The sequence below is a fragment of the Sessilibacter sp. MAH1 genome (assembly GCF_054658315.1).
The window spans coordinates 83,553-103,164 of record NZ_BAAGIC010000010.1; the positions used below are offsets into that span (position 1 = coordinate 83,553).

General features: G+C 40.1%; 19 protein-coding genes. 12 read left to right on the top strand and 7 right to left on the bottom strand.

The annotated features are described in order from the left end of the window. The first annotated feature begins 105 nt into the window (after positions 1-105). The 5 genes from ACYQ28_RS11420 (at position 106) to ACYQ28_RS11440 (ending at position 6,133) form a co-directional block, all read left to right on the top strand. Positions 106-1,170 carry an AraC family transcriptional regulator gene (locus ACYQ28_RS11420; RefSeq protein WP_460051838.1) on the top strand — a complete coding sequence of 355 codons (1,065 nt, stop codon included), beginning with the start codon at positions 106-108 and terminating at the stop codon, positions 1,168-1,170. 171 nt (positions 1,171-1,341) lie between these two features. After that, on the top strand, positions 1,342-3,120 hold the full coding sequence (locus ACYQ28_RS11425) for an acyl-CoA dehydrogenase (protein ID WP_460051837.1): 1,779 nt from the start codon (positions 1,342-1,344) through the stop codon (positions 3,118-3,120). Positions 3,121-3,138: 18 nt separating this feature from the next. Further along, a complete protein-coding gene (locus tag ACYQ28_RS11430; protein ID WP_460051935.1) occupies positions 3,139-4,791 on the top strand; it encodes an electron transfer flavoprotein-ubiquinone oxidoreductase in 1,653 nt (550 codons plus the stop codon). 88 nt (positions 4,792-4,879) lie between these two features. Next, positions 4,880-5,557 (top strand): AHH domain-containing protein, encoded by a 678-nt coding sequence (locus tag ACYQ28_RS11435; RefSeq protein WP_460051835.1) that lies wholly within the window; start codon positions 4,880-4,882, stop codon positions 5,555-5,557. 9 nt (positions 5,558-5,566) lie between these two features. Then, positions 5,567-6,133: a hypothetical protein gene (locus ACYQ28_RS11440; protein ID WP_460051834.1), complete on the top strand. Its 567-nt coding sequence runs from the start codon at positions 5,567-5,569 to the stop codon at positions 6,131-6,133. Position 6,134: 1 nt separating this feature from the next. On the opposite strand, the gene ACYQ28_RS11445 is transcribed toward ACYQ28_RS11440, so the two are convergent. Both ACYQ28_RS11445 and ACYQ28_RS11450 read right to left on the bottom strand, forming a co-directional pair. Further along, positions 6,135-6,524 (bottom strand): hypothetical protein, encoded by a 390-nt coding sequence (locus ACYQ28_RS11445; RefSeq protein WP_460051832.1) that lies wholly within the window; start codon positions 6,522-6,524, stop codon positions 6,135-6,137. Between the two features lie 26 nt (positions 6,525-6,550). Further along, positions 6,551-7,066 carry a Panacea domain-containing protein gene (locus ACYQ28_RS11450; RefSeq protein ID WP_460051831.1) on the bottom strand — a complete coding sequence of 172 codons (516 nt, stop codon included), beginning with the start codon at positions 7,064-7,066 and terminating at the stop codon, positions 6,551-6,553. A 754-nt stretch (positions 7,067-7,820) separates the two neighbouring features. Between ACYQ28_RS11450 and ACYQ28_RS11455 the strand changes: the two genes are divergently transcribed. Then, positions 7,821-8,507, top strand: coding sequence for a prolyl oligopeptidase family serine peptidase (locus ACYQ28_RS11455; protein WP_460051829.1), 687 nt, complete (start codon positions 7,821-7,823; stop codon positions 8,505-8,507). 70 nt (positions 8,508-8,577) lie between these two features. Here the strand turns inward: ACYQ28_RS11455 and ACYQ28_RS11460 are convergent, their stop codons facing one another. Next, positions 8,578-8,946, bottom strand: a complete 369-nt coding sequence (locus ACYQ28_RS11460; protein WP_460051828.1) for a 2Fe-2S iron-sulfur cluster binding domain-containing protein — start codon at positions 8,944-8,946, stop codon at positions 8,578-8,580. A gap of 417 nt (positions 8,947-9,363) precedes the next feature. Here ACYQ28_RS11460 and ACYQ28_RS11465 point away from each other — a divergent pair, with 417 nt between their 5' ends. Then, entirely contained in the window at positions 9,364-10,512 is a 1,149-nt protein-coding gene (locus ACYQ28_RS11465; RefSeq protein ID WP_460051826.1) for an FAD-dependent oxidoreductase, read from the top strand. 248 nt (positions 10,513-10,760) lie between these two features. Here ACYQ28_RS11465 and ACYQ28_RS11470 read toward each other — a convergent pair whose 3' ends face one another. Continuing rightward, positions 10,761-11,492 (bottom strand): NUDIX hydrolase, encoded by a 732-nt coding sequence (locus tag ACYQ28_RS11470; RefSeq protein ID WP_460051825.1) that lies wholly within the window; start codon positions 11,490-11,492, stop codon positions 10,761-10,763. A 398-nt stretch (positions 11,493-11,890) separates the two neighbouring features. Between ACYQ28_RS11470 and ACYQ28_RS11475 the strand changes: the two genes are divergently transcribed. From ACYQ28_RS11475 to ACYQ28_RS11495, 5 genes are all read left to right on the top strand, one after another. Further along, on the top strand, positions 11,891-12,943 hold the full coding sequence (locus ACYQ28_RS11475) for a bifunctional nicotinamide-nucleotide adenylyltransferase/Nudix hydroxylase (RefSeq protein ID WP_460052336.1): 1,053 nt from the start codon (positions 11,891-11,893) through the stop codon (positions 12,941-12,943). Between the two features lie 75 nt (positions 12,944-13,018). Beyond that, positions 13,019-14,404 carry a nicotinate phosphoribosyltransferase gene (locus ACYQ28_RS11480; RefSeq protein ID WP_460052334.1) on the top strand — a complete coding sequence of 462 codons (1,386 nt, stop codon included), beginning with the start codon at positions 13,019-13,021 and terminating at the stop codon, positions 14,402-14,404. A 385-nt stretch (positions 14,405-14,789) separates the two neighbouring features. After that, positions 14,790-14,999: a hypothetical protein gene (locus tag ACYQ28_RS11485; protein WP_460052333.1), complete on the top strand. Its 210-nt coding sequence runs from the start codon at positions 14,790-14,792 to the stop codon at positions 14,997-14,999. After that, positions 14,983-15,138 carry a hypothetical protein gene (locus tag ACYQ28_RS11490; RefSeq protein WP_460052331.1) on the top strand — a complete coding sequence of 52 codons (156 nt, stop codon included), beginning with the start codon at positions 14,983-14,985 and terminating at the stop codon, positions 15,136-15,138. Before ACYQ28_RS11485 ends, ACYQ28_RS11490 begins: the two co-directional genes overlap by 17 nt. Before the next feature lie 418 nt (positions 15,139-15,556). Next, positions 15,557-15,688: a thermonuclease family protein gene (locus ACYQ28_RS11495; RefSeq protein WP_460164712.1), complete on the top strand. Its 132-nt coding sequence runs from the start codon at positions 15,557-15,559 to the stop codon at positions 15,686-15,688. A 91-nt stretch (positions 15,689-15,779) separates the two neighbouring features. On the opposite strand, the gene ACYQ28_RS11500 is transcribed toward ACYQ28_RS11495, so the two are convergent. From ACYQ28_RS11500 to ACYQ28_RS11510, 3 genes are read right to left on the bottom strand one after another with little or no spacing between them, the layout of a single operon-like run. Beyond that, on the bottom strand, positions 15,780-17,777 hold the full coding sequence (locus tag ACYQ28_RS11500) for an AAA family ATPase (protein WP_460052328.1): 1,998 nt from the start codon (positions 17,775-17,777) through the stop codon (positions 15,780-15,782). Continuing rightward, entirely contained in the window at positions 17,768-18,289 is a 522-nt protein-coding gene (locus ACYQ28_RS11505; RefSeq protein WP_460052327.1) for a hypothetical protein, read from the bottom strand. Before ACYQ28_RS11505 ends, ACYQ28_RS11500 begins: the two co-directional genes overlap by 10 nt. Next, positions 18,282-19,517 carry a hypothetical protein gene (locus ACYQ28_RS11510; protein ID WP_460052325.1) on the bottom strand — a complete coding sequence of 412 codons (1,236 nt, stop codon included), beginning with the start codon at positions 19,515-19,517 and terminating at the stop codon, positions 18,282-18,284. The genes ACYQ28_RS11505 and ACYQ28_RS11510 overlap by 8 nt, the downstream gene beginning before the upstream one ends. Positions 19,518-19,612: the final 95 nt, after the last annotated feature.

Sequence of the window (19,612 nt, forward strand, 5' to 3'; positions counted from 1 at the left end):
AAAATAAAAAACGCGAGCTATCACAATAAAAAAGTCTAGAAATTAATTTAATTATGCCGTACTTCTATATAGCAGCAAATCTGTTGATTAAAAGGTGAAAAATTCATGGAACGCAAAATTACTGTGCCCGCGGGTTATGTTCGCCAATTACTGCAGCAAGTCCGGGATCAGGGGTTTAATGTTGATGAATTATTAAATTATGTTGGCATCGATTTAAAAGAAATTGACAGTAAAAAGGAATTTCCCGCTGAAAAATTAGGGCGTTTATATCAAAGTATTTATTACATTGCCCAAGATGAATTTTTTGGTATGGCAAACGTCGGTAAAGTGCCTAATGGCACATTTCGTATGATGTGTCATTGCATTATTCACTGCGAAACATTAGCAAAAGCCATTTATCGAGCCAGTGATTTTCACGAAATTTGTCGTGGTGCAAAGGTAAAACCGTTGCTAACGCGTAAAGGTCGATACGCAAAAGTCAGTTTTACCACCACCGAAGGGTCTGAATACCCCATCGAAGAAATTTTTCACAACGAAAATCCCATAAAAATACGCACATCGTTATCTATGTGGCATCACTTTCTGTGTTGGCTCATTGGTAAACGCTTAGAATTAAAAGCGGCTTATTTTTCGTTTTCAGAACCCGAAGACGTCAGCCAATATAAAACCTTATTTCAGTCGGAAGTAAAGTTCGATCAACACGACAATGCCTTTGTATTTCCGGCCAGTTATCTAGATTATCCCGTGGTGCAAACGCCCGAGAGTTTGCGCTCGTTCCTAAAAACCGCGCCTTATCAATTGATTGTAATGGTTGATGACGATGCCAGCTTAAAATCTCAAGTTATAGCGCTCATTGGTAAGGATTTTAGTCAAACGCTGCCCAGCGCCGAAGGGGTTGCCAAACGTTTGCACATGTCGGTATCGACTTTACGCAGACGTTTGCTCGAAGAAGGTGAGTCTTACCAGCAAATTAAAGACGAATGTCGTAAGGTTGCGGCGCTGAATTATATGAACTCACCGCAGCTTTCCATCAACGATGTGGCTAGCCTAATGGGTTTCGATGAGTCGTCGGCGTTTTTTCGGTCTTTCAAAAAATGGACGGGTATGACACCCGGTGAATACCGTCGCAGTGAAAACTATTGCCAGCATTTACCAGAGCGTAAACATTAACTAGACGCCTTATAAAATAAGGGTTAGAGTTTTTTGTGATGCTTTTTGTTAGCTAAACCGATGACTTTTGTTATTGTGTCTATTGCTAGGCTCTACCAATATTAAAAGCCTATAACTCTAATATCCAAAATAATAACCATCGTGCATGCCTGCCGTTTATGGAGCTGAACCATGAGTGATTACCGTTACCCGTATCAAGACGGAATCTTTGTACTGAATGAATTAATTGGTCTTGAAGACATTTGTAAGCAAGCAGGCCTTGAAGACGTGGCCGAAGGTTTGGCCGAAGCGATTCTAGATGAAGCTGCAAAGATGGGCAGCGAAGTACTTGCGCCATTAAATGGCTTTGGTGATAAAAATCCGCCGCAATTAAAAGATCAAAAAGTGATTGAGACCGAAGGTTTCTCACAAGCTTACCAGCAATTTTGCGAGGCTGGCTGGCCATCGGTGGGCGCCGAAGAAGAGTTTGGCGGCCAAGGTTTACCCGCAACAATCGCCGTTGCCGCCAATGAAATTTGGCAGTCGGCTAACCTCTCTTGGGCGCTGTGCCCTTTATTAACCCAAGGCTCTATTGAGGCAATCTCTGCTCACGGCAGTGCGCAATTAAAAACAACCTATTTGCCAAGACTGATCAGCGGTGAATGGACTGGCACCATGAATCTTACCGAGCCAGATGCAGGTACCGATTTAGCGGCATTAAAAACTCGTGCCGTGCGTGAGGGCGATCATTACCGAATTACCGGCCAAAAAATATTCATTACCTGGGGTGATCATCAAATGACCGAGAACATCGTGCATTTGGTGCTGGCGCGCTTGCCCGATGCACCGGCGGGTGTAAAAGGCATTTCGCTGTTTGTGGTGCCCAAATTCTTGCTCGATGAAAACGGCAATACTACCGATCAACGCAACGATGTGTTTGCGGTCTCGTTGGAACACAAACTGGGTATTCACGCCAGCCCAACCTGCGTGATGAGCTTTGGTGACAACGGCGGCGCCATTGGCTATTTGGTTGGTGAAGAAAACCAAGGTCTAGCCTGCATGTTCACCATGATGAACGATGCTCGCCAAGGTGTTGGTTTGCAAGGTTTGGCGATTTCTGAACGCGCTTATCAGCACGCGCTTACCTACGCGAAAGAACGTGTGCAGGGCACTCAGCGTGATGGTTCGCGGGTAACCATTATCAATCATCCCGATGTGCGTCGCATGTTGCTGCAAATGAAATCGGCCACCGAAGCCATGCGTGCACTTGCTTATGTGGCGAAAGCCGAAGCTGACAAAGACAATTTTACCGACGATGCCGAAGCCAAGCGTCGTCATCGTGGCAGAACCGATTTGTACACGCCTATTGTTAAGGGTTGGATCACCGAATTGGCTCAAGAGGTTACTTATCTTGCCGTGCAAATTCACGGTGGAATGGGTTTTATCGAAGAAACCGGTGTTGCACAGCATTACCGTGACGCGCGAATTTTAACCATTTACGAAGGCACCACCGGGATTCAAGCGTTAGATTTGGTGGGTCGTAAAACTCTGGCCGACGATGGTAAAGCTCTTAACGATCTATTGATCGAAATGGATGCGGATTTTATGGAAATCACTGATCCAGAATTGTTCGATATCGTGTCTGCAAATCGCAATGCGCTTACTTGTGCGATGACCGCGAAAAACTGGGTGACCGATCAAGGCTCACAAAATATGGCCGACGCCGGTGCCGCAAGCGTTAGTTTTATGATGCTAATGGGTTACATGTGCGGTGGTTGGCTGATGGCAAAATCCGCGAACATCGCCCTAAAACAATTGGCTGATAATCCTGAGAACGCTGATTTCTTAAAAACCAAAATCCAAACGGCACGTGGCTTCTGTGAGCAACTCTTGCCGCGTGTAGATGGCTTGGTGAAGTCGGTTTGCGCCGGTGGTGATACCGCTATGTCATTGTCGGAAGACCAGTTTTAGGAGAGTGTCATGAGCGAAATCGAACGCGAATCCATGGAGTTTGATGTTGTTATTGTTGGCGCAGGGCCCAGTGGTTTAGCGGCAGCGTGTCGACTTATGCAGCAAGCGCAAGATAACGACCAAGAAATAACCGTTTGCGTGGTAGAAAAAGGTTCTGAAGTTGGTGCGCATATTTTATCGGGTGCGGTGGTTGAGCCACGCGCTCTGGATGAGTTGTTTCCTAATTGGAAAGAGCTGGGCGCGCCCTTAAATGTACCCGTTAAAGAAGATCAAATTTATCTACTGAAAAACGAACAAAGCGCTAAATTACTGCCCAATGCATTAGTGCCGAAAACCATGCACAACCACGGCAATTATATTGTAAGCCTTGGTAATTTGTGCCGCTGGTTGGCCGAGCAAGCAGAAAGCTTAGGCGTAGAAATATTCCCAGGGTTTAGTGCCGCCAGTGTTCTTTACAGCGATGACGGTAGTGTTGCCGGTATTGTTACCGGCGATATGGGTATCGACAGTGAAGGCAATCAGAAAGATGGCTACATGCCGGGCATGGAATTGCGCGCGAAATACACGATATTTTCAGAAGGTTGTCGCGGTCATCTGGGTAAAGAATTAATTCAAAAATTCAACCTAGATGAAAAAGCCGATGCTCAACACTATGGTATTGGTATCAAAGAATTGTGGGATATTGATCCAGCAAAACATCAGCTCGGTTTGGTTGTGCACGGATCGGGTTGGCCATTAAGCCAGGGCACCAGCGGTGGTTTCTTTTTGTATCACGGCGAAGACAACCAAGTGGTTGTAGGCTTAATTATCGACTTAAATTATGAAAATCCGTATCTAAGTCCGTTTGATGAATTCCAACGTTTAAAACATCATCCCGTACTTAAGCAATATTTAGACGGTGGCAAACGTGTTTCTTATGGCGCGCGAGCCATTACCAAAGGCGGATTTAATTCCTTGCCGAAAATGACCTTTCCGGGTGGAATTATTTCGGGCTGTAATGCGGGCACCTTAAATTTCGCAAAAATTAAAGGTACGCACACGGCCATGAAATCGGGAATGCTTGCGGCAGAGGCAATTTTTGATGCCTTGCAAAACCCAGAATCAGCCGAAAAAGAATTAACGAGCTTTCACGATAAATTCAAAAACTCTTGGTTGTACGACGAGTTATTCAGTGCGCGCAATTTTGGCCCAGCAATGCATAAGTTTGGTCCAATTGTGGGTGGCGCCTTTAATTTTATCGACCAAAATTTATTTGGTGGCAAAATTCCGGTAACCTTGCGCGATACTAAAGAAGATTACGAGCAACTAAAACCTGCGAACGAAAGTGTAAAAATTCATTATCCAAAACCCGATGGCGTAATTAGTTTTGATAAATTAACGTCGGTATTTTTATCGAATACCAACCACGAAGAAAATCAGCCCTGTCATTTACAACTACAAAATGACCACATTCCGATAAATGTGAATTTACCCAAATATGCAGAACCCGCGCAGCGCTATTGCCCGGCAGGTGTATACGAAGTGGTTGACGACGAATCGGGTAATCCGCGTTTGCAAATTAATGCGCAAAACTGCCTACACTGCAAAACCTGCGATATTAAAGATCCGTCACAAAATATTCGCTGGGTTGTACCAGAAGGCTCTGGTGGGCCTAATTATCCGAATATGTAAAATATCTAGTTGGTATTTTGACAGAGTAACTTTAGTAATATATGTTCAAGCTGAACCGTTAATTTGAACTTTTCTAAGGTGATTAATAATGAAAAAGGAAGTTAATTACTATATAGATCAAAGTGTTGCAGATAGAGAGTTGGATAAGGTCATAGCGGAACTGAATTCAATTCGTGCGAATGTCGCAGAAAGTGTTGATGTAAGAGCCGAAAAGGAACGAGAATTTATCGCCAAACAAACCACTCGGCTAACAGCTATGTTTGATTTGGAAGAAAAGCTATTAAAATATAGACTTGATAACTCCGGATCTGATCAAGACATAGTTAAACTTAAAAGACAGGAGGCATTGAAAAAAAATAACTCCACTATGTTGGCTAAGTTTATGTATTCTATTGGTAAGGTTCGTCCTCCGTCTGGCGAGTGGGAAGCTCATCATATCATTTGCAGCAAGCATGCCTCTCATCTACGATCAAAATTAAGGTTGTTTAAGAACGGGATGGGTATTAATGATCCAAGTAACGGATGTTGGCTTCCTGTGGATCATAAATCTGCGAAGTGTTCCTTATATCCTTCAGCAGTTGGCCATAAATATTTGCATACAAAAAAGTATGCGGAGCATGTATTGGAGACTGTTGGTCCTGCAAGGAATAAAAGCGCGATGTCACAGTCTCTTAAAAAGTTAGAGAAGCAATTGTTATCAGCGAGAGATAACGAAATTATAGCTAATTTACTGACTAAAAAAGGAAAAAAGGATTTGCTGTCTTGAGATATAAAAATGACATCTATTTATAAAATAAAAATCGATTTAGATAATTTCATGTATTTTATATTTGATGAAGAGTCTTTATTTTCCGAAATGGAAGATTTCGATCCGGATAATATAGGACTTCCTCTCGAATTCGAATGGGTGGCTCCAAATTCAAATTTTTTGAAGAGTGACTCCGGTTCTACTGTATTGCCTCAAGTTTGTTGTTGGGGATTGAATGATCTTGTGATTGAATCAGATGCCTTTGCTATTCTGAGTGATGTGTTGTCAAAAGATATATGTGAAACATATCCTCTAAAAGGTGAAGCAAAAGATTATTTGTATATTAATCCGATAAAACGCTACGGAAATGAAGCTATAAATTTAGATAAAACTACTTACGAATATTTTGATGATGGCTCTGTTGATTGCATAAAAAACTTAGTTTTTAAAACAGATCATGGGATCACATCGCCTATATTTACTCTCGAAATTGATGGTGGCATCTATCTATATTGCATAGAAAATTTTAAAGAAAAAGTCGAAAAAAATGGAATTTCTGGATTGTTATTTGATGCTATAGACGTTTCAGATTAAATTATTTTTTTCGATAAAACAAATAATTTAATACCGAAATAAACAAACCTAAAACAGTGGCAGTGGTGGTAGTTAATAGGGTAATGACTACGGAGTTATCCAACGAGAACGGAATAATATCTATGCCGTTTGCGATCACCATTAAAATAACCACGGCAAGCCAAATAACGCTTAGGCGATAAATTTTATTGGCGTATTTAATTCGCTCTTGATGCTCGTCGCGCTCGTGCTTAATTTTCTGCGCGTGGTGTTGGTGTTCTAGATCTTCTTTGTGCTGGCGAGTGTACGGATCTGGCTCCGCTGAGCTCGCCAGCGGAGGAATGTCTTTAAGATTGTTAAAACTGACAGGCAATCGAGAACCGGGTTTTGAGTCGTCGTTAAACAGAGACATTCTGCGCCTTAGGCTAAGTAGCCGATCTAAATGCCTGCAGGCAGAACATCCTTAAGTTGATTAGCAAAGTACCGCTTAATCATGTTTTCTTCTATATCAATACCCTTAGGCATACGGCTAACATCGCCGTAACGTTCCATGGTTTCTGTCCATGGTGTGCCGGGTTCGTGGGTTTGATTCGATAACTGTACACCGGTGTAGCGGCTGTATTGTTTCCATATCCAGTGCACAAGATCGTTAAGATCGGAATTGCGCATGCTGGTTAAGTCAACGCGCTGTATATTGCCGTCTTCGTCACTTAAATCACCAATAATATTGGTGTTACCAAAGTGCTTAGACGCGTGGTAAATGCTTGGTACCACAGGGCCGTAACGCCATGCCTCAACGGTTTCGTCGATTAATGGCTCGCCTCGTAATGCTAAGTACCAACCGTGAGCAAAATACACCAGCTTTAACAGCTTCATGGGTGTTAGGTGAGGAGCACCTTCTTTGCGGCCGACCTCAAGGAAGGCATTAGCAATTGCTATCGAAGGATAACTCAAGATAGACCTCCTATTGATTAGAGAACGGTTAACAAGATTGGAAAATGGCTTTGATTCTAGCATAACAATTTTTTGAATCACATAGGTACAAACTAGGTATTAACGTGCAAATATCAGGCATTCAAAAAATAAAAAAGTATGCTTAGGTTTTTAATAAAAAACCTGTCAAGTATTACGTCATCTTGGCAAAACTTCGTTATTTAAAGGGTAAAACCGTTAACTTAACAACAAAACTTAATGCCTTTTTTAAGCTTTAGATCTCAGTTTTTATTAACCAGTTCACACCACTCTAATTTTTAATGCTGGCTTACAATTTCTTAACACGTTTTAAACGTTGAGTCATATATTTATGCGCTTTTTATACAGGAAGTGTATTGCGCAGCCATGGTGCAAATTCAAAGACAATGCGCTCTAAATAAACTGAAAAACAAAAAAACAGTTAAAAAATGAATAAAAATACTGGCAAACAATTCGCTTGGTCAACTGAAGAGCCCCATGAGTTAATCAGAGGTTCCTAAAAGAGATTCCTAAATAAAATAAATTTAGCGTTTTGGGTAAATAACTAATCATTGTGAAAATCCGAAATAGACGAAAAAACCTGAAAAGAAAGAACGTAAAAGGTGAATAGAACTTGATAACACTTTATAAGTTAACAAAAAAAATTAAACGAGCTTTTTCACAAATAATATTGCTAACCGTCAATGTGTTGTTTTTATGCAATCTGGCGTATGCCCAAGATGCTAGTGAGCTTACCGTGGAAGAAAGTAATCAAGGTAAAAGCTTACACATTGTACTGACAACCAATGAGTTGCTGGGAGTTGAGACCGCTAAGCGCTACGAAAATATTTTGAATCTAGACGAGCCTATATCTTGGGAGGTTTATGTACCTAAAAACTACTCCACAGAGAATCCACCGGGATTACTGGTTTATATCAGCCCAAGAAACAGCGGCGAATTACCCACAGAATGGCAAGAGTTAATGGATAATAATAATTTAATTTGGGTGGGTGCTAACGAATCAGGTAATAAAATTGATACTTTTAAGCGAATGACCTACGCTTTGTTCGCCACTAATGTGATTGATAAGCAATATTCTATCAATGCCGCACGTATTTATTTGTCGGGTTTCTCAGGTGGTGGCCGTGTAGCGAGTTTATTGGCCGCGGATTATCCACAAATATTTAAGGGCGCTATCTATAATAGCGGTGTGAATAAGTGGGGTAATATGACCAACGAGAAACTTGCGTTAATGCAATCAAATCGCTATGTATTTATTGCTGGTCGTGAAGATTTTAATTTAAACGATACTAAAAAGATTTATCGTGTGTACAAAAAAGAAGGCATTAAAAATATCGATTTAAAAATTATCAGCCGCATGGGCCATGAAATACCGAGTGCTAAAAATTATGGCGAGGCAATTAGTTTTCTGGATGGAAATTAATACTTACAATTTAATAGGTAGAACGGGTCGCCAACCAAAAAATACCCGGCAAAATCCGGGCACAGTCATATTATGCGCCGCCAGGTTCGCCGGTGAAGTCAATCAAAAGATCTTCGTCGGTAACAATGGTTTGGCAAGCAAGACGATAAGTTGGCGGAATATCACGCACTGCGGCGCGTTCTTCTTCGTTGACAGGTAATTTACCAATAGACTTAAGAACATTACGCTCCTTGTCTGTAAGAGCCATGCCTTTAACGCGAAAACCGTCTAAATGGGTAACTTTTACTAGGCAAGAGCCACATTTGCCATCACCGCACTCAAAGGGAATTTTAACGTTGTTTTCTTTGGCAACACCTAAAAGCGTGGTGCGTTTACCTGCAACCGCTTCAACTTTCATGTTGCGCGACATTATTGGGGAAGAAAAATATAAAATAGCCACGATCTAATCTCCAAAGTAGTTTTATGATCAAGCAAAAGCTTTGGAGCAACGAGTCAGCCAAATCTAAAAATCAGTAACCGTTTGTTATCTAACGCGAAAGACAAAACTAAAAAAGAGATAAATACAACAATGTAAGAAATACATCGTGATTTTGTCGGAAGCGTTAAAACCCTGTTTATTTATTCGGTGCAGTTGCCACAAAAAATACAAAAACAATTTTTTGAAATGAGAATAAGTTTTTATTTTTGCCTTCGAATAGATCAAATTTAAGAGAGAAAAATTAAAAAAACTGGTAGTAGTGCTGAAGTTTTATGAAAGAATAAATCTTCAATAAATATGGTATAGGAATCTCTGACTAACTTAGAGGTTCCAAGAGTTTCTTATCAAAAAACCGATTTAATCATTAGAGGCAAGGTTATGCAACGGCGTCAGTTTATTCGTCAATCCACAAAAATCGGTTTGGCGGTGGCAGGAGCAAACGCAGGTTTAGTTGGCTGTGCGGGCAGCATTCAAGAAAAACCCAACACTAATATCAGCAAAAATAATCCCTACGGATATTTTCCGGTAAAGGCGTCAATGGACCGAGTGATAAATACCGTAGTAGGTTTGCGTCCATTCAGAACAACAGGTTATCGTCTTGAAGCGGAACAGTTGGGTGATACGTTTATCGTACACAACTATGGTCACGGTGGTGGTGGTATTAGCTTATCGTGGGGTACATCTCGACAAGCTGCCGATATGGTACTGCAACAAAAGCCAAAATCCGTAGCAGTGCTAGGTGCCGGTGTGATGGGGTTAACCACCGCGTTAATTTTGGCGAGAAAAGGTATGTCGGTAACCGTGTATTCCGATAAATTTCTGCCCAATACCACCTCAAACATCGCCGCTGCACTTTGGTTGCCCACGAGTTATTACGACAAATCTGAGGTTAGCGATGCATTTTTAGCAGCAGATAAAAATATATCGCGTGAGGCCTTTAAAGGGTTTTTACCCTATACAAACCGACCTGATTACGGCGTTTATTGGAATCGATACCATTTGGTATTGCAAAACAAGCCCGAACAACCCGTGCAATTACCCGGTGGCAATGATCTATACCCGGAGCTTAAAGAAACCACAACAGATACTTTATTTGGAATGCCCTTTGACCGTAGCTGCCAAGGTTTAATTATCGACCCCAATTTTTATTTAGAAGAAATTAAAAACGACGCCTTAATTGCAGGTGTAAAATTTGTACCCAAAAAATTCGATAGTCAAACCGATATCTTAGCGTTGGCAGAAAAAACCGTGGTAAATTGTACCGGATTAGGTGCAAAAACCTTATTTAATGACGAAAAGTTGATGCCTCTGCAAGGGCAGTTAACGCACTTGTTGCCGCAACCAGAAATTAATTACTCTTACGTAGTACCAACAGACACGGGCTTTTTGTACATGTTTCCACGTAAGGGCGCCATAGTGTTAGGCGGAACCACAATTCGCGGTGCATACAGCACCGTACCCGATATGGAATTAGCAAAGCAAATGATTGCAGGCCATAAAAACCTAGCGGAACGTCTTGTCTCTTAAGGGAAATTTTTAAAAGAAGCTCTGATTAGCCTAGAGTTTCCAACGGCACAAGGATGTGTCGTCAATTTCAAGAGCTATTTCAATAACAGTTTCAAGAGCTGTACGTAATTGAAATAGAGAAAAACTTGGAAATCACATTGTCGATTTCTGTCGTCTAAATAAATCAGAGATTCCTAAACAAATAATTCACCGTTATATTTTTTTAAAATGCATGAGTGATTTGCACACAAAAAAGAAGGCTTAATTATTTATCGAGCGCCTTCAATATTACGGTTAAAAAAATGATTGTTTTTATTGCCGTTATATCGATACAGTTTTGCCGGGCGATTATTACCGGTTTTCATTTCTCCAGTCTCTTTCAGAATTCCTGCGTCTAATATTCTGCGCCGAAAGGATTTTTTCTCTAACGTTGTTCCCAGAATAATTTCAAAGGCTTGCTGTAATTCTGTGAGCGTGAAAGATTCTGCCAATAGATGCACCGGCAGAGAGGTATATTCAACCTTACTGCGCAGGCGATCTTTACAGGCATTAATAATATCTAAATGATCAAAAGCGAGTTCGTCTGTTTGAGTTAACTCATCAATGCCAAACCATTGAATCTGCTCAGACGCATTTTGTGTATGAAGATTTAATAAATCCGCCGACACCAACGCCATATACACCACCGTAATCGACCAGCTGCGCGGGTCTCGGCTGTTGTTACCAACCGTATAAATCTGCTCCAAATAGGGTGTTTTAACGCCGGTCTTTTCAAACAGCTTTCTATGTGCAGTATTTTCAAGAGTTGCGTCTTGCTTAACATCCACAAAGCCACCGGGTAACGCCCAAGCGCCTTTAAAAGGGTGTTTATCACGCTTCGCCAACATCACCTTTAATTGCTGCTCGTGCAGCGTAACTATCGCGATATCAACGGTGGTGATGGGAGTTTGGTACTTACTTGAATCGTACTTGTTTAAATAATCTATTTCGTCTTGATTCATCAAAGGTAGTCACTCACGCGCGAAGTCTGAGTATAGTTTATAGGAAACTCTGATTAACCTAGAGTTTCTCGCGACACAAGGATGTGTCGCCAATTTCAAGAACGGTAAGTGATTGAAATTGTGAAGAAATTGGAAATCGCATTTTCAATTTCTGTCCTCTGATTAAATCATGGATGAGTTAATCAGAGGTTCCTATAGAAAACTCCGAGTTAATCAGAGTTTCTTATATTAGATATTGTTTTTTGAGGCTTCAAAACAAAGTATTGACAGGTTAGTGTCTTTAAGCCACTATGTATTCATCGAAACGATGTTGGGATTCAACATTACGGTTTTGATAAGGTTTAACGAACTTGGAGAGACCGAGTTCTGTACACATCAATAGCAAGGAGTTTGCTGTTATGAGCGATCAATCGTTCGATTTCCTCGTATTTATAGGGCGCTTTCAGCCTTTTCATTTAGGTCACCTAGCCGTTATTCAGGCGGGCATGGCACAAGCCAAACAAATGATCATTCTTTGCGGTTCGGCACATCAACCGCCATCGGTACGCAATCCTTGGACAATTACCGAGCGTGAAGCAATGATTCGTTCGTCTTTCAATAAACTCGATAACGAACGCCTACATATTGTGCCGCTAATGGATAATGTTTATAACGACGAATCATGGGTAAGAAATGTTCAAGCTACCGTAAACGGCTTGGTCACTGCGCATCACAGCGTTCCCCATAAACAACCCAGCATTGGTTTAATTGGTCACAGCAAAGATCAAAGTTCGTATTACCTTAATCTGTTCCCACAGTGGCGTGCGGTACAGGTTGAAAACTTTAATAGCATTAGCGCGACGCCCATTCGCGCACGAATATTTTCAGACTCTGGCGAAGACTACATTGCAGCAAATACAGCACAAGAGTTACCTAAACCAGTTAAAGAGCAATTAAAAGCATTTTGTGCAACCGATACTTATCGCGAATTAAAAGAAGAACAACACTTTGTGAATAAATACAAAAGTGCTTGGGCTAACGCACCTTATCAACCAACCTTTGTGACGGTTGATGCGGTAGTTGTACAAAGTGGTCATGTATTATTGGTAAAACGCAAAGCGCGCCCTGGTAAAGGTTTATTTGCCTTACCCGGTGGTTTTGTGGGCGCTAACGAAAAACTAGTCGATGCCTGTTTGCGGGAACTAAAAGAAGAAACTCGTCTTAAGGTGCCGGCACCGGTATTAAAAGGCTCCATCAAGCGTCAACAGGTTTTTGATGATCCGCATCGATCAGAAAGAGGCAGAACTATTACCCACAGTTATTACATCGAGCTAGAACCCAGCCAGCAATTACCTAAAGTAAAAGGTGGCGACGATGCCAAACATGCTCTGTGGGTGCCACTTGCAGATATTAATCCCGGTAATTTATTTGAAGACCATTATTTTATCATTCGCGAAATGATAGGCATGTAACAAATCAATAGACCAACACGATTTAACAAGTTGGGAAAGACCCAGCTTATAGATAATGACAGGAGGATTTCCGTCATGGACAGTCAAAACATTATTTTAAACGTAGATTCTTACAAAACCTCACACTATCTTCAGTACCCACCGCAAACCACATTTGTTTCTAGTTATATCGAAGCGCGCGGTGGTCAGTTTGAAAACGTATTGTTTTTTGGTTTGCAAATGTTCATTAAACAATATCTAACAAAACCCATTACACAAACAAATATTGATGAAGCCGAAGAAATATGCGCGGCACACGGCGTACCTTTTAACAAAGATGGTTGGCAATATATTTTAAAAACCTACAACGGATTTTTACCCATAGAAATAGAAGCCTTACCAGAAGGCAGCGTTGTACCAGTAAAAACCGCGTTAGCACAGGTTAAAAATACCGACCCAAATTGCGCATGGTTAACCAGCTACATAGAAACCGCACTTTTGCGCGCCGTTTGGTACCCAACCACCGTTGCCACCCAAAGCTGGTATTGCAAACAAGTTATTTTGGCCAACATGCTAGAAACCTGCGATACCACAGACGGTATTAATTTTAAATTACACGATTTTGGCGCTCGCGGCACCAGCAGTGAAGAATCTGCAGCCATTGGTGGCGCAGCACACTTGGTAAACTTTATGGGTACCGATACCGTGAGTGCATTGGTGGCTGCAAAAAGATACTACGGCGCCGATATGGCCGGGTTTTCAATTCCAGCAGCAGAACACAGCACCATTACTGCTTGGGGTAGAGAAAACGAAACACAAGCCTACGCCAACATGCTGGAACAATTTGCTGGCGACGGCAAACTAGTCGCCGTGGTTAGTGATTCTTACGACCTTTGGAATGCCGTTGGTAATATTTGGGGTGGTGAATTAAAAGAAAAGGTAAAAAATAACGGCGGTACCCTAGTTATAAGACCTGACAGTGGCAACCCAGTACAAATAGTTTATGAAACCATCGAACTATTAATGGATAAATTTGGCTTTACCGTTAACAAAAAAGGTTACCGCGTACTACCCAATTACATTCGGGTCATACAGGGCGATGGCATTTCATTAAAAAGCATTGGCGAAATTTTAGAAAACCTAAAGAACTATAAAATAAGTGCCGACAACATCGCCTTTGGAATGGGTGGCGAACTTTTGCAAAAAATAAATCGCGACACATTAAAATTTGCCATGAAAGCCTCAGCCGTTTGTGTCAACAACGAATGGCGAGACATATACAAAGACCCAGTCACCGACAAAGGCAAACAATCTAAAAAAGGCCGCCTAGCCGTTATTAAAAACGAGACCGGAACAATACAAACCGTTCAATTAGATGAATTAAACGAACGCGAAAATTTATTAAAACCAGTATTTAAAAATGGTGAATTGTTAAAAGATTGGCGGTTTGATGAAGTTAGAGAACGTGCGCTAATAAAATAGCTAATAAAAATTCATATTTAAAAACATTTTTATTTGGTTGTTTGCTAAAAACCCCGGAATTTTATTCCGGGGTTTTCTTTTATTACACCCACAAAAAATAAATTTCCAATTTGTAAAAAATCGTTGTCGTCAGAAATTTCTTGGTGTCGCGTAATAACCCAGGGTTAGTTACTTATTTACAATTCATTGAGAAATAATACGCATAATTATCTCGATCCGTGTGCTAGTTTTTTCTCTATGTAAATAACGAAGAATTACAACTTTTAGCGTTAAGTTGTTATTTTTATTTTTTAAGATTTTTTGTGGTTACTCATGTTTTCGTATTTTTAAATTTTGTTGCCAAAAAATTCTAATGCAATCGGTGGGTCGGATTTAGGATGTCGTAATGAGTAAAAAAGTTTCGGACTTAGCCAAAGCGCGCGAAGATAAGCGTGAGAAAACCGGCTGGTCTCTTGAAGAAGTCAAAAACAAGGCCGCTTGCGACTTTAAAAAATATAGAAAAATTTCGCAAGAGAGCCATGAGCCAGATGGTTTTCATTCTGGTGATATGAAAAAGTTTTTGGATGGGAGTGACGACGATGACCAAGAAAAATAACCCAGCTCTAACAGAAAAAGAGAAACAAACTAAACCTATGCCCGGAGAGACTGATCCTAAAGATGCTTTTATCAAAGCACGGCTCTTTGCCAATGATGTTAAAAGCAAGATGAAGGTTAATGGCGCAAAGTTTAAATAATCTATGTACAAGTAGTGGGTTGGCGTAATGTTGGAAGGTTTGTGCGAGGGTTTAGAATTTAGTGGTGCCTATATTACGGAGACATCCGAATAGCCTTTGGGCTATTCGTCCCTTTCGGATTGCATGTGATGTGCTTGTGGCTTAATGCTTGGTCGCTTTAGGCTGAATCTGAAATATCGAACCACGGTCGGTGTTTTTCAACCGTTTCTGTTTTGGTTTTCTTTCAGGCATAAAAAAGCCCCGCATTTGCGAGGCTTTAGAATTTGATGGTGCCCAGAGGCAGACTAGGACCGCTTTTCTCTAACCCGTTGAAATAAAAAGGCTTAAAGTGGGTGGAATTGGTATTGTATCTCACCTTGTACTCAGGAGAATGTACTTGAATTGGTCGTATTTTAATCAGGATTTTAGTGGGTTACAAATGGGCATTGACCGCTACGGGCGAACTGTTGGACTTCATTATATAAAGGAAATGAACATCAACCGCCACATAGTGGAATCTGGCAACTGTTGGGTGTATCCCCGATACGCCAAGGACAGCCATACAGGATGAATTCAAGGCGGCGCAGCGTGGATTGTGACGACTGCCCGAAGGTGAACGTGTGCCGCCGTGGAAATGGCAGCGAAAAGAAAAAATTAAATTTTTACGCAGAAACGATTTTTTCCTTCAAGAGCATGTGCTCTTTCTGCTTATCGGGCATAAAGAGTACACGATTGTCCCTTAATGACTTCGGATACTTATTCAAGCCTGTTGAAATGATAACTTGAAAATCAACTCCATAATTTTGTAACTCTTCCAACTGACGAATACAGTTAGTCAGGTGCTCTAATTCGATTCCGGCAGTTTCAGGTGTATCAATAAGTAAAAAGCGCGGGAATGTCACTGACTCATCAGACAAAGCTAAATGCATGAGAGTGATAAAATACATCAGTCGAATTGAAACAAGTGAACTTGTTTCCCGATAGAGGCCATCATTAATTGAAGGCAAATAGTTATCAAGCGCAATCTTTGCCGATCTGCAATCAGGCAAGGTATTTTTCATCAACTCATCATACTTTTTACTAAACGCATTTACTTTTGAAGTTACGTCCTGCTGAGCTTTAATTTCAAGCCCCTTCCTCTTTAACTCAGCTTCTTTTGCTTTGGAGCTGACCAAATCAAAATCCTTTTGGAAACGTTCCAACTTTGATTCAATCTCCAACAATCGATTCAAATTCGCAACATCTTCTCTAAGCTGCAATATTTTATCATCAATATCATTTAGGCTTTCAATATCAACAATCTCATCGACCCGCCCAAGCATTTCCTGTAGCTTTTCACGCAAAATCACCGACTTTTTCTCTATAAACTCAATTTCTTTTTTTGTCTCCTGAACTTCAGAGTCACAATCATCATATGCGGTTTTAATCGTTGATAGTGCCTTAAGTTTCGTTTTTAGAATATCCTTATACTCTTTTGATGTGTAGAAAAACCTCTCATATTGCTCTTCTTCTATCGAAGCGCCACAAACACAATGCCCTTCCACGCGATCCACGTGACTTAAGCAGTATGGACAAGTATCAGATGTAAAAAGATTTAGTTGGTCATGAGAAAAAATGACTTTTTCAATACGCCTAATTTCTGAAGCCGATTCGATTCTAACTACATTCAATTTGTACCGTTCATCGAGAGCAGATACCAAACTTTCTTTCAATCGACTTAACTTGAGTTCACAATCAATTAATTCAGACTTGCACGACTCTATATCTTGATTGATCGTGTTCGAGTCAGACCGATTGCGTTTGAATGCAAGTCTGGCGTCATGCAATTTATCAATCTGCTCCTCTTTATCAGAGATTTCTTTCTGCAAAAAGCTGACATTTTTAGCCTCACCATTTTTTCGCATTTTGTCGGCTAAAAGTGTGTACTCATTCACAACCTCTTTAGCCAAGCTTTTCTCTTTCGACAGCTTCTTTTCCTCGACAATAGAGTCGTAGTAATCAGAATAAGCCTTACCAACTAAGAGTTCAAAAATAGCTTTCCTAACTAACTCAGAATCAGAAACATACGTTGAATTAGTATCTGGCTTTTTATAAATACCCTCTGGGTTCGGCTGTTGATCGTGATAAATCAGCCGCATCAAGTCTGAAATATTAATCTTAAATGTATTATATCCATGAAAAAGCTCGACCACAGATATTTCCAACTTCCCGAGAATCCAGTCAGAAAAAACGTAAGCATCTTTGCTTCTATTTAGGGGATATATTTCAGTTTTATCTTCCGAAAGAGAAAATCTTACCTCCTCTTCAAGCAAAGTCTTTTTATCTTCTGAATATATTTTCTCAACCACCCGCTCGTAGGGAATTACTGTTACTTCATTATCTCCAAAGTAGCGCCTGAGCAAATAGCTGCCATCATTGATTGAGACATAAAGATCAACATAGTTATCGCTATCAGAAGTTATTTCATCGTGACGCTTATCATTATTTCTTCGAAATATTGGAACCTCACCACCTAATGCAAAATAAATCAAATTACAAAAGGTACTTTTCCCTGTTCCATTATCACCTTCAACTAGGATGATATTTTCGTCGAACTCTTTAGACTCGAAATAATACTTGTTCCCTTCATAAACAAGCTTATTAACTCGCATCAGACCCATGTTCGAACTCCATTTTCAACATAAATTTTACTTAACATGGTGCCCAGAGTTAGCGATGCCAACCGTCCCACTTTCTTTGCTACATTTTTTATATTCTTAGATTCCGACTCGAAAACATTGCTGTTCAAAAAATCACTGGGAAGATTATCCTTGGTCAAAGTCACATTAATTTCTTGTGCTTTGCCTCGATTCAAACTCACATAGCCTCTCTTCTCAAGAACAAACAACAACTTAAGAATTTCACTTCTTCGGGTTAATCCGTTCGAATAGCTATCAAGCAAACACTCATAATCTTTAGGGTTCAGTTTTTCTCCTGAAGAATGAGAAACCACATAGACTGTTTTATCATCACTAATAATATCAGTTAAAAAAGCCAACTTCCTATAGTCTCTAAAATATTTTCCATCATGGCAGCCTAAAGAATCCAAAATAACAAAAACGGAATAGCAATAAAGATAAAAATCCTCACCGCTTAGGTACATTAGCCTTTTCTTTGTACTTACATCACTCATCACTATACTCATCAAAAGCTAAAAAACACCCATCAAACAAATTCCAAATAATTCCTTCTATTGTTTTATCATTAGAAATCGTATATTTATAATCAGTCTTTAACTTAGAAATATCTTCTAATGCTTTTGATACAAGAGTTTGAAGAACAGCATCCAAGTCGCCGCCGTTTTCAGGGACTACATACCCGTCACCTGAAAAATATTCCTCACAAGCTTCAAAAACACGATATTTCAAAGACAAAAAAGACTTGTCCGCTTCACGTTCTTCATACTTAGAGCTACTTGCTTTTCTTGCTAACTGTTTAATTCGACGATCTGAAATATCCTCTATTACTGAGAGCACTTTTTCTTTCAGATTTCGCTTATCGGTCACATCCTTTTCAAGCTCAGCGATATAGCGCCATGTAGGATCTATATTTTCGTCAGGAATTTGAGACTCTGCTTCTTTAAAAATTAACTTTACATCTGAACTATGAACCAATTTATCTACTAAGTTTTTACTATTTTGTCTTTCACTCAGCTTGTCCATTAGCAAACAAAATATAATATTTTCTTTGCCTATGTGCGCATTGTTGTGAAGTGGTGAATTCTCAATATCCTTTAAAACAGTCTTCTTGAGTGCATCCTCATCTTCCTGACCAAAATGCCATGATATTTTCTTCAAAAACTCTTTAAACCTATCAACAGTTAGAGCCTGAAGCGTTTCTAAGTTTCCTGATGTAGACTTTTCTTTATATTGGGAAGCGTACTCTTCAACAAGAATTTCTTTTACCAAATTAATAGTTTCATTTGAAACTTCATCCAACGATTGAAGAATTTCTAAAATTGGTTTTTTTGGTAGAGTTATTTTTTTACCACTATTGAACTTGTATTTTCTCTCCTTACCTACATCCCGCGTTGTATAAAAGCCCAAATAAACGTTGTTGCTGGTGCGAAATTGACCTACATAGATGTCATAAAAACTGACCAACGTATTTATAACTTGAGGGCTAAAAATTGTGAAATTCCCATTCAGGTCATAATTCTTGTCTTCTTCGAAGTAATTACTGACCTCTCCATCTACAATAGTCTGATGCGAAACATCTTCGAGATTTTCCACCGCAGTAAAAAATACAGTGCTTTGATCCTGCTGAATCGTTTGCAGCATGAGCTTTATCGCCCGTATGAGCTGTAATCTAAAGCCTTTGCCAGAGTCCCCAGCTTCCCTATCGATAGTCTCTGCTGTCATACAAAAATGTCGCCGTAATTAAAATAAGGTTTTTATCTTTAACTAAAACAAAATCTGAAAGTCATACTACCTTCTGATTATTTGTGTGCTTCGTG

What these genes read in the sequence shown, in the direction of transcription:
- ACYQ28_RS11435 (WP_460051835.1), top strand. Translation starts at nt 4,880, where the DNA reads ATGAAAAAGGAAGTTAATTACTATATAGATCAAAGTGTTGCAGATAGA.
- ACYQ28_RS11480 (WP_460052334.1), top strand. Translation starts at nt 13,019, where the DNA reads ATGGACAGTCAAAACATTATTTTAAACGTAGATTCTTACAAAACCTCA.
- ACYQ28_RS11505 (WP_460052327.1), bottom strand. Translation starts at nt 18,289, where the DNA reads ATGAGTGATGTAAGTACAAAGAAAAGGCTAATGTACCTAAGCGGTGAG.
- ACYQ28_RS11425 (WP_460051837.1), top strand. Translation starts at nt 1,342, where the DNA reads ATGAGTGATTACCGTTACCCGTATCAAGACGGAATCTTTGTACTGAAT.
- ACYQ28_RS11445 (WP_460051832.1), bottom strand. Translation starts at nt 6,524, where the DNA reads ATGTCTCTGTTTAACGACGACTCAAAACCCGGTTCTCGATTGCCTGTC.
- ACYQ28_RS11465 (WP_460051826.1), top strand. Translation starts at nt 9,364, where the DNA reads ATGCAACGGCGTCAGTTTATTCGTCAATCCACAAAAATCGGTTTGGCG.
- ACYQ28_RS11475 (WP_460052336.1), top strand. Translation starts at nt 11,891, where the DNA reads ATGAGCGATCAATCGTTCGATTTCCTCGTATTTATAGGGCGCTTTCAG.
- ACYQ28_RS11485 (WP_460052333.1), top strand. Translation starts at nt 14,790, where the DNA reads ATGAGTAAAAAAGTTTCGGACTTAGCCAAAGCGCGCGAAGATAAGCGT.
- ACYQ28_RS11495 (WP_460164712.1), top strand. Translation starts at nt 15,557, where the DNA reads ATGGGCATTGACCGCTACGGGCGAACTGTTGGACTTCATTATATAAAG.
- ACYQ28_RS11510 (WP_460052325.1), bottom strand. Translation starts at nt 19,517, where the DNA reads ATGACAGCAGAGACTATCGATAGGGAAGCTGGGGACTCTGGCAAAGGC.
- ACYQ28_RS11470 (WP_460051825.1), bottom strand. Translation starts at nt 11,492, where the DNA reads ATGAATCAAGACGAAATAGATTATTTAAACAAGTACGATTCAAGTAAG.
- ACYQ28_RS11500 (WP_460052328.1), bottom strand. Translation starts at nt 17,777, where the DNA reads ATGGGTCTGATGCGAGTTAATAAGCTTGTTTATGAAGGGAACAAGTAT.
- ACYQ28_RS11420 (WP_460051838.1), top strand. Translation starts at nt 106, where the DNA reads ATGGAACGCAAAATTACTGTGCCCGCGGGTTATGTTCGCCAATTACTG.
- ACYQ28_RS11440 (WP_460051834.1), top strand. Translation starts at nt 5,567, where the DNA reads ATGACATCTATTTATAAAATAAAAATCGATTTAGATAATTTCATGTAT.
- ACYQ28_RS11490 (WP_460052331.1), top strand. Translation starts at nt 14,983, where the DNA reads ATGACCAAGAAAAATAACCCAGCTCTAACAGAAAAAGAGAAACAAACT.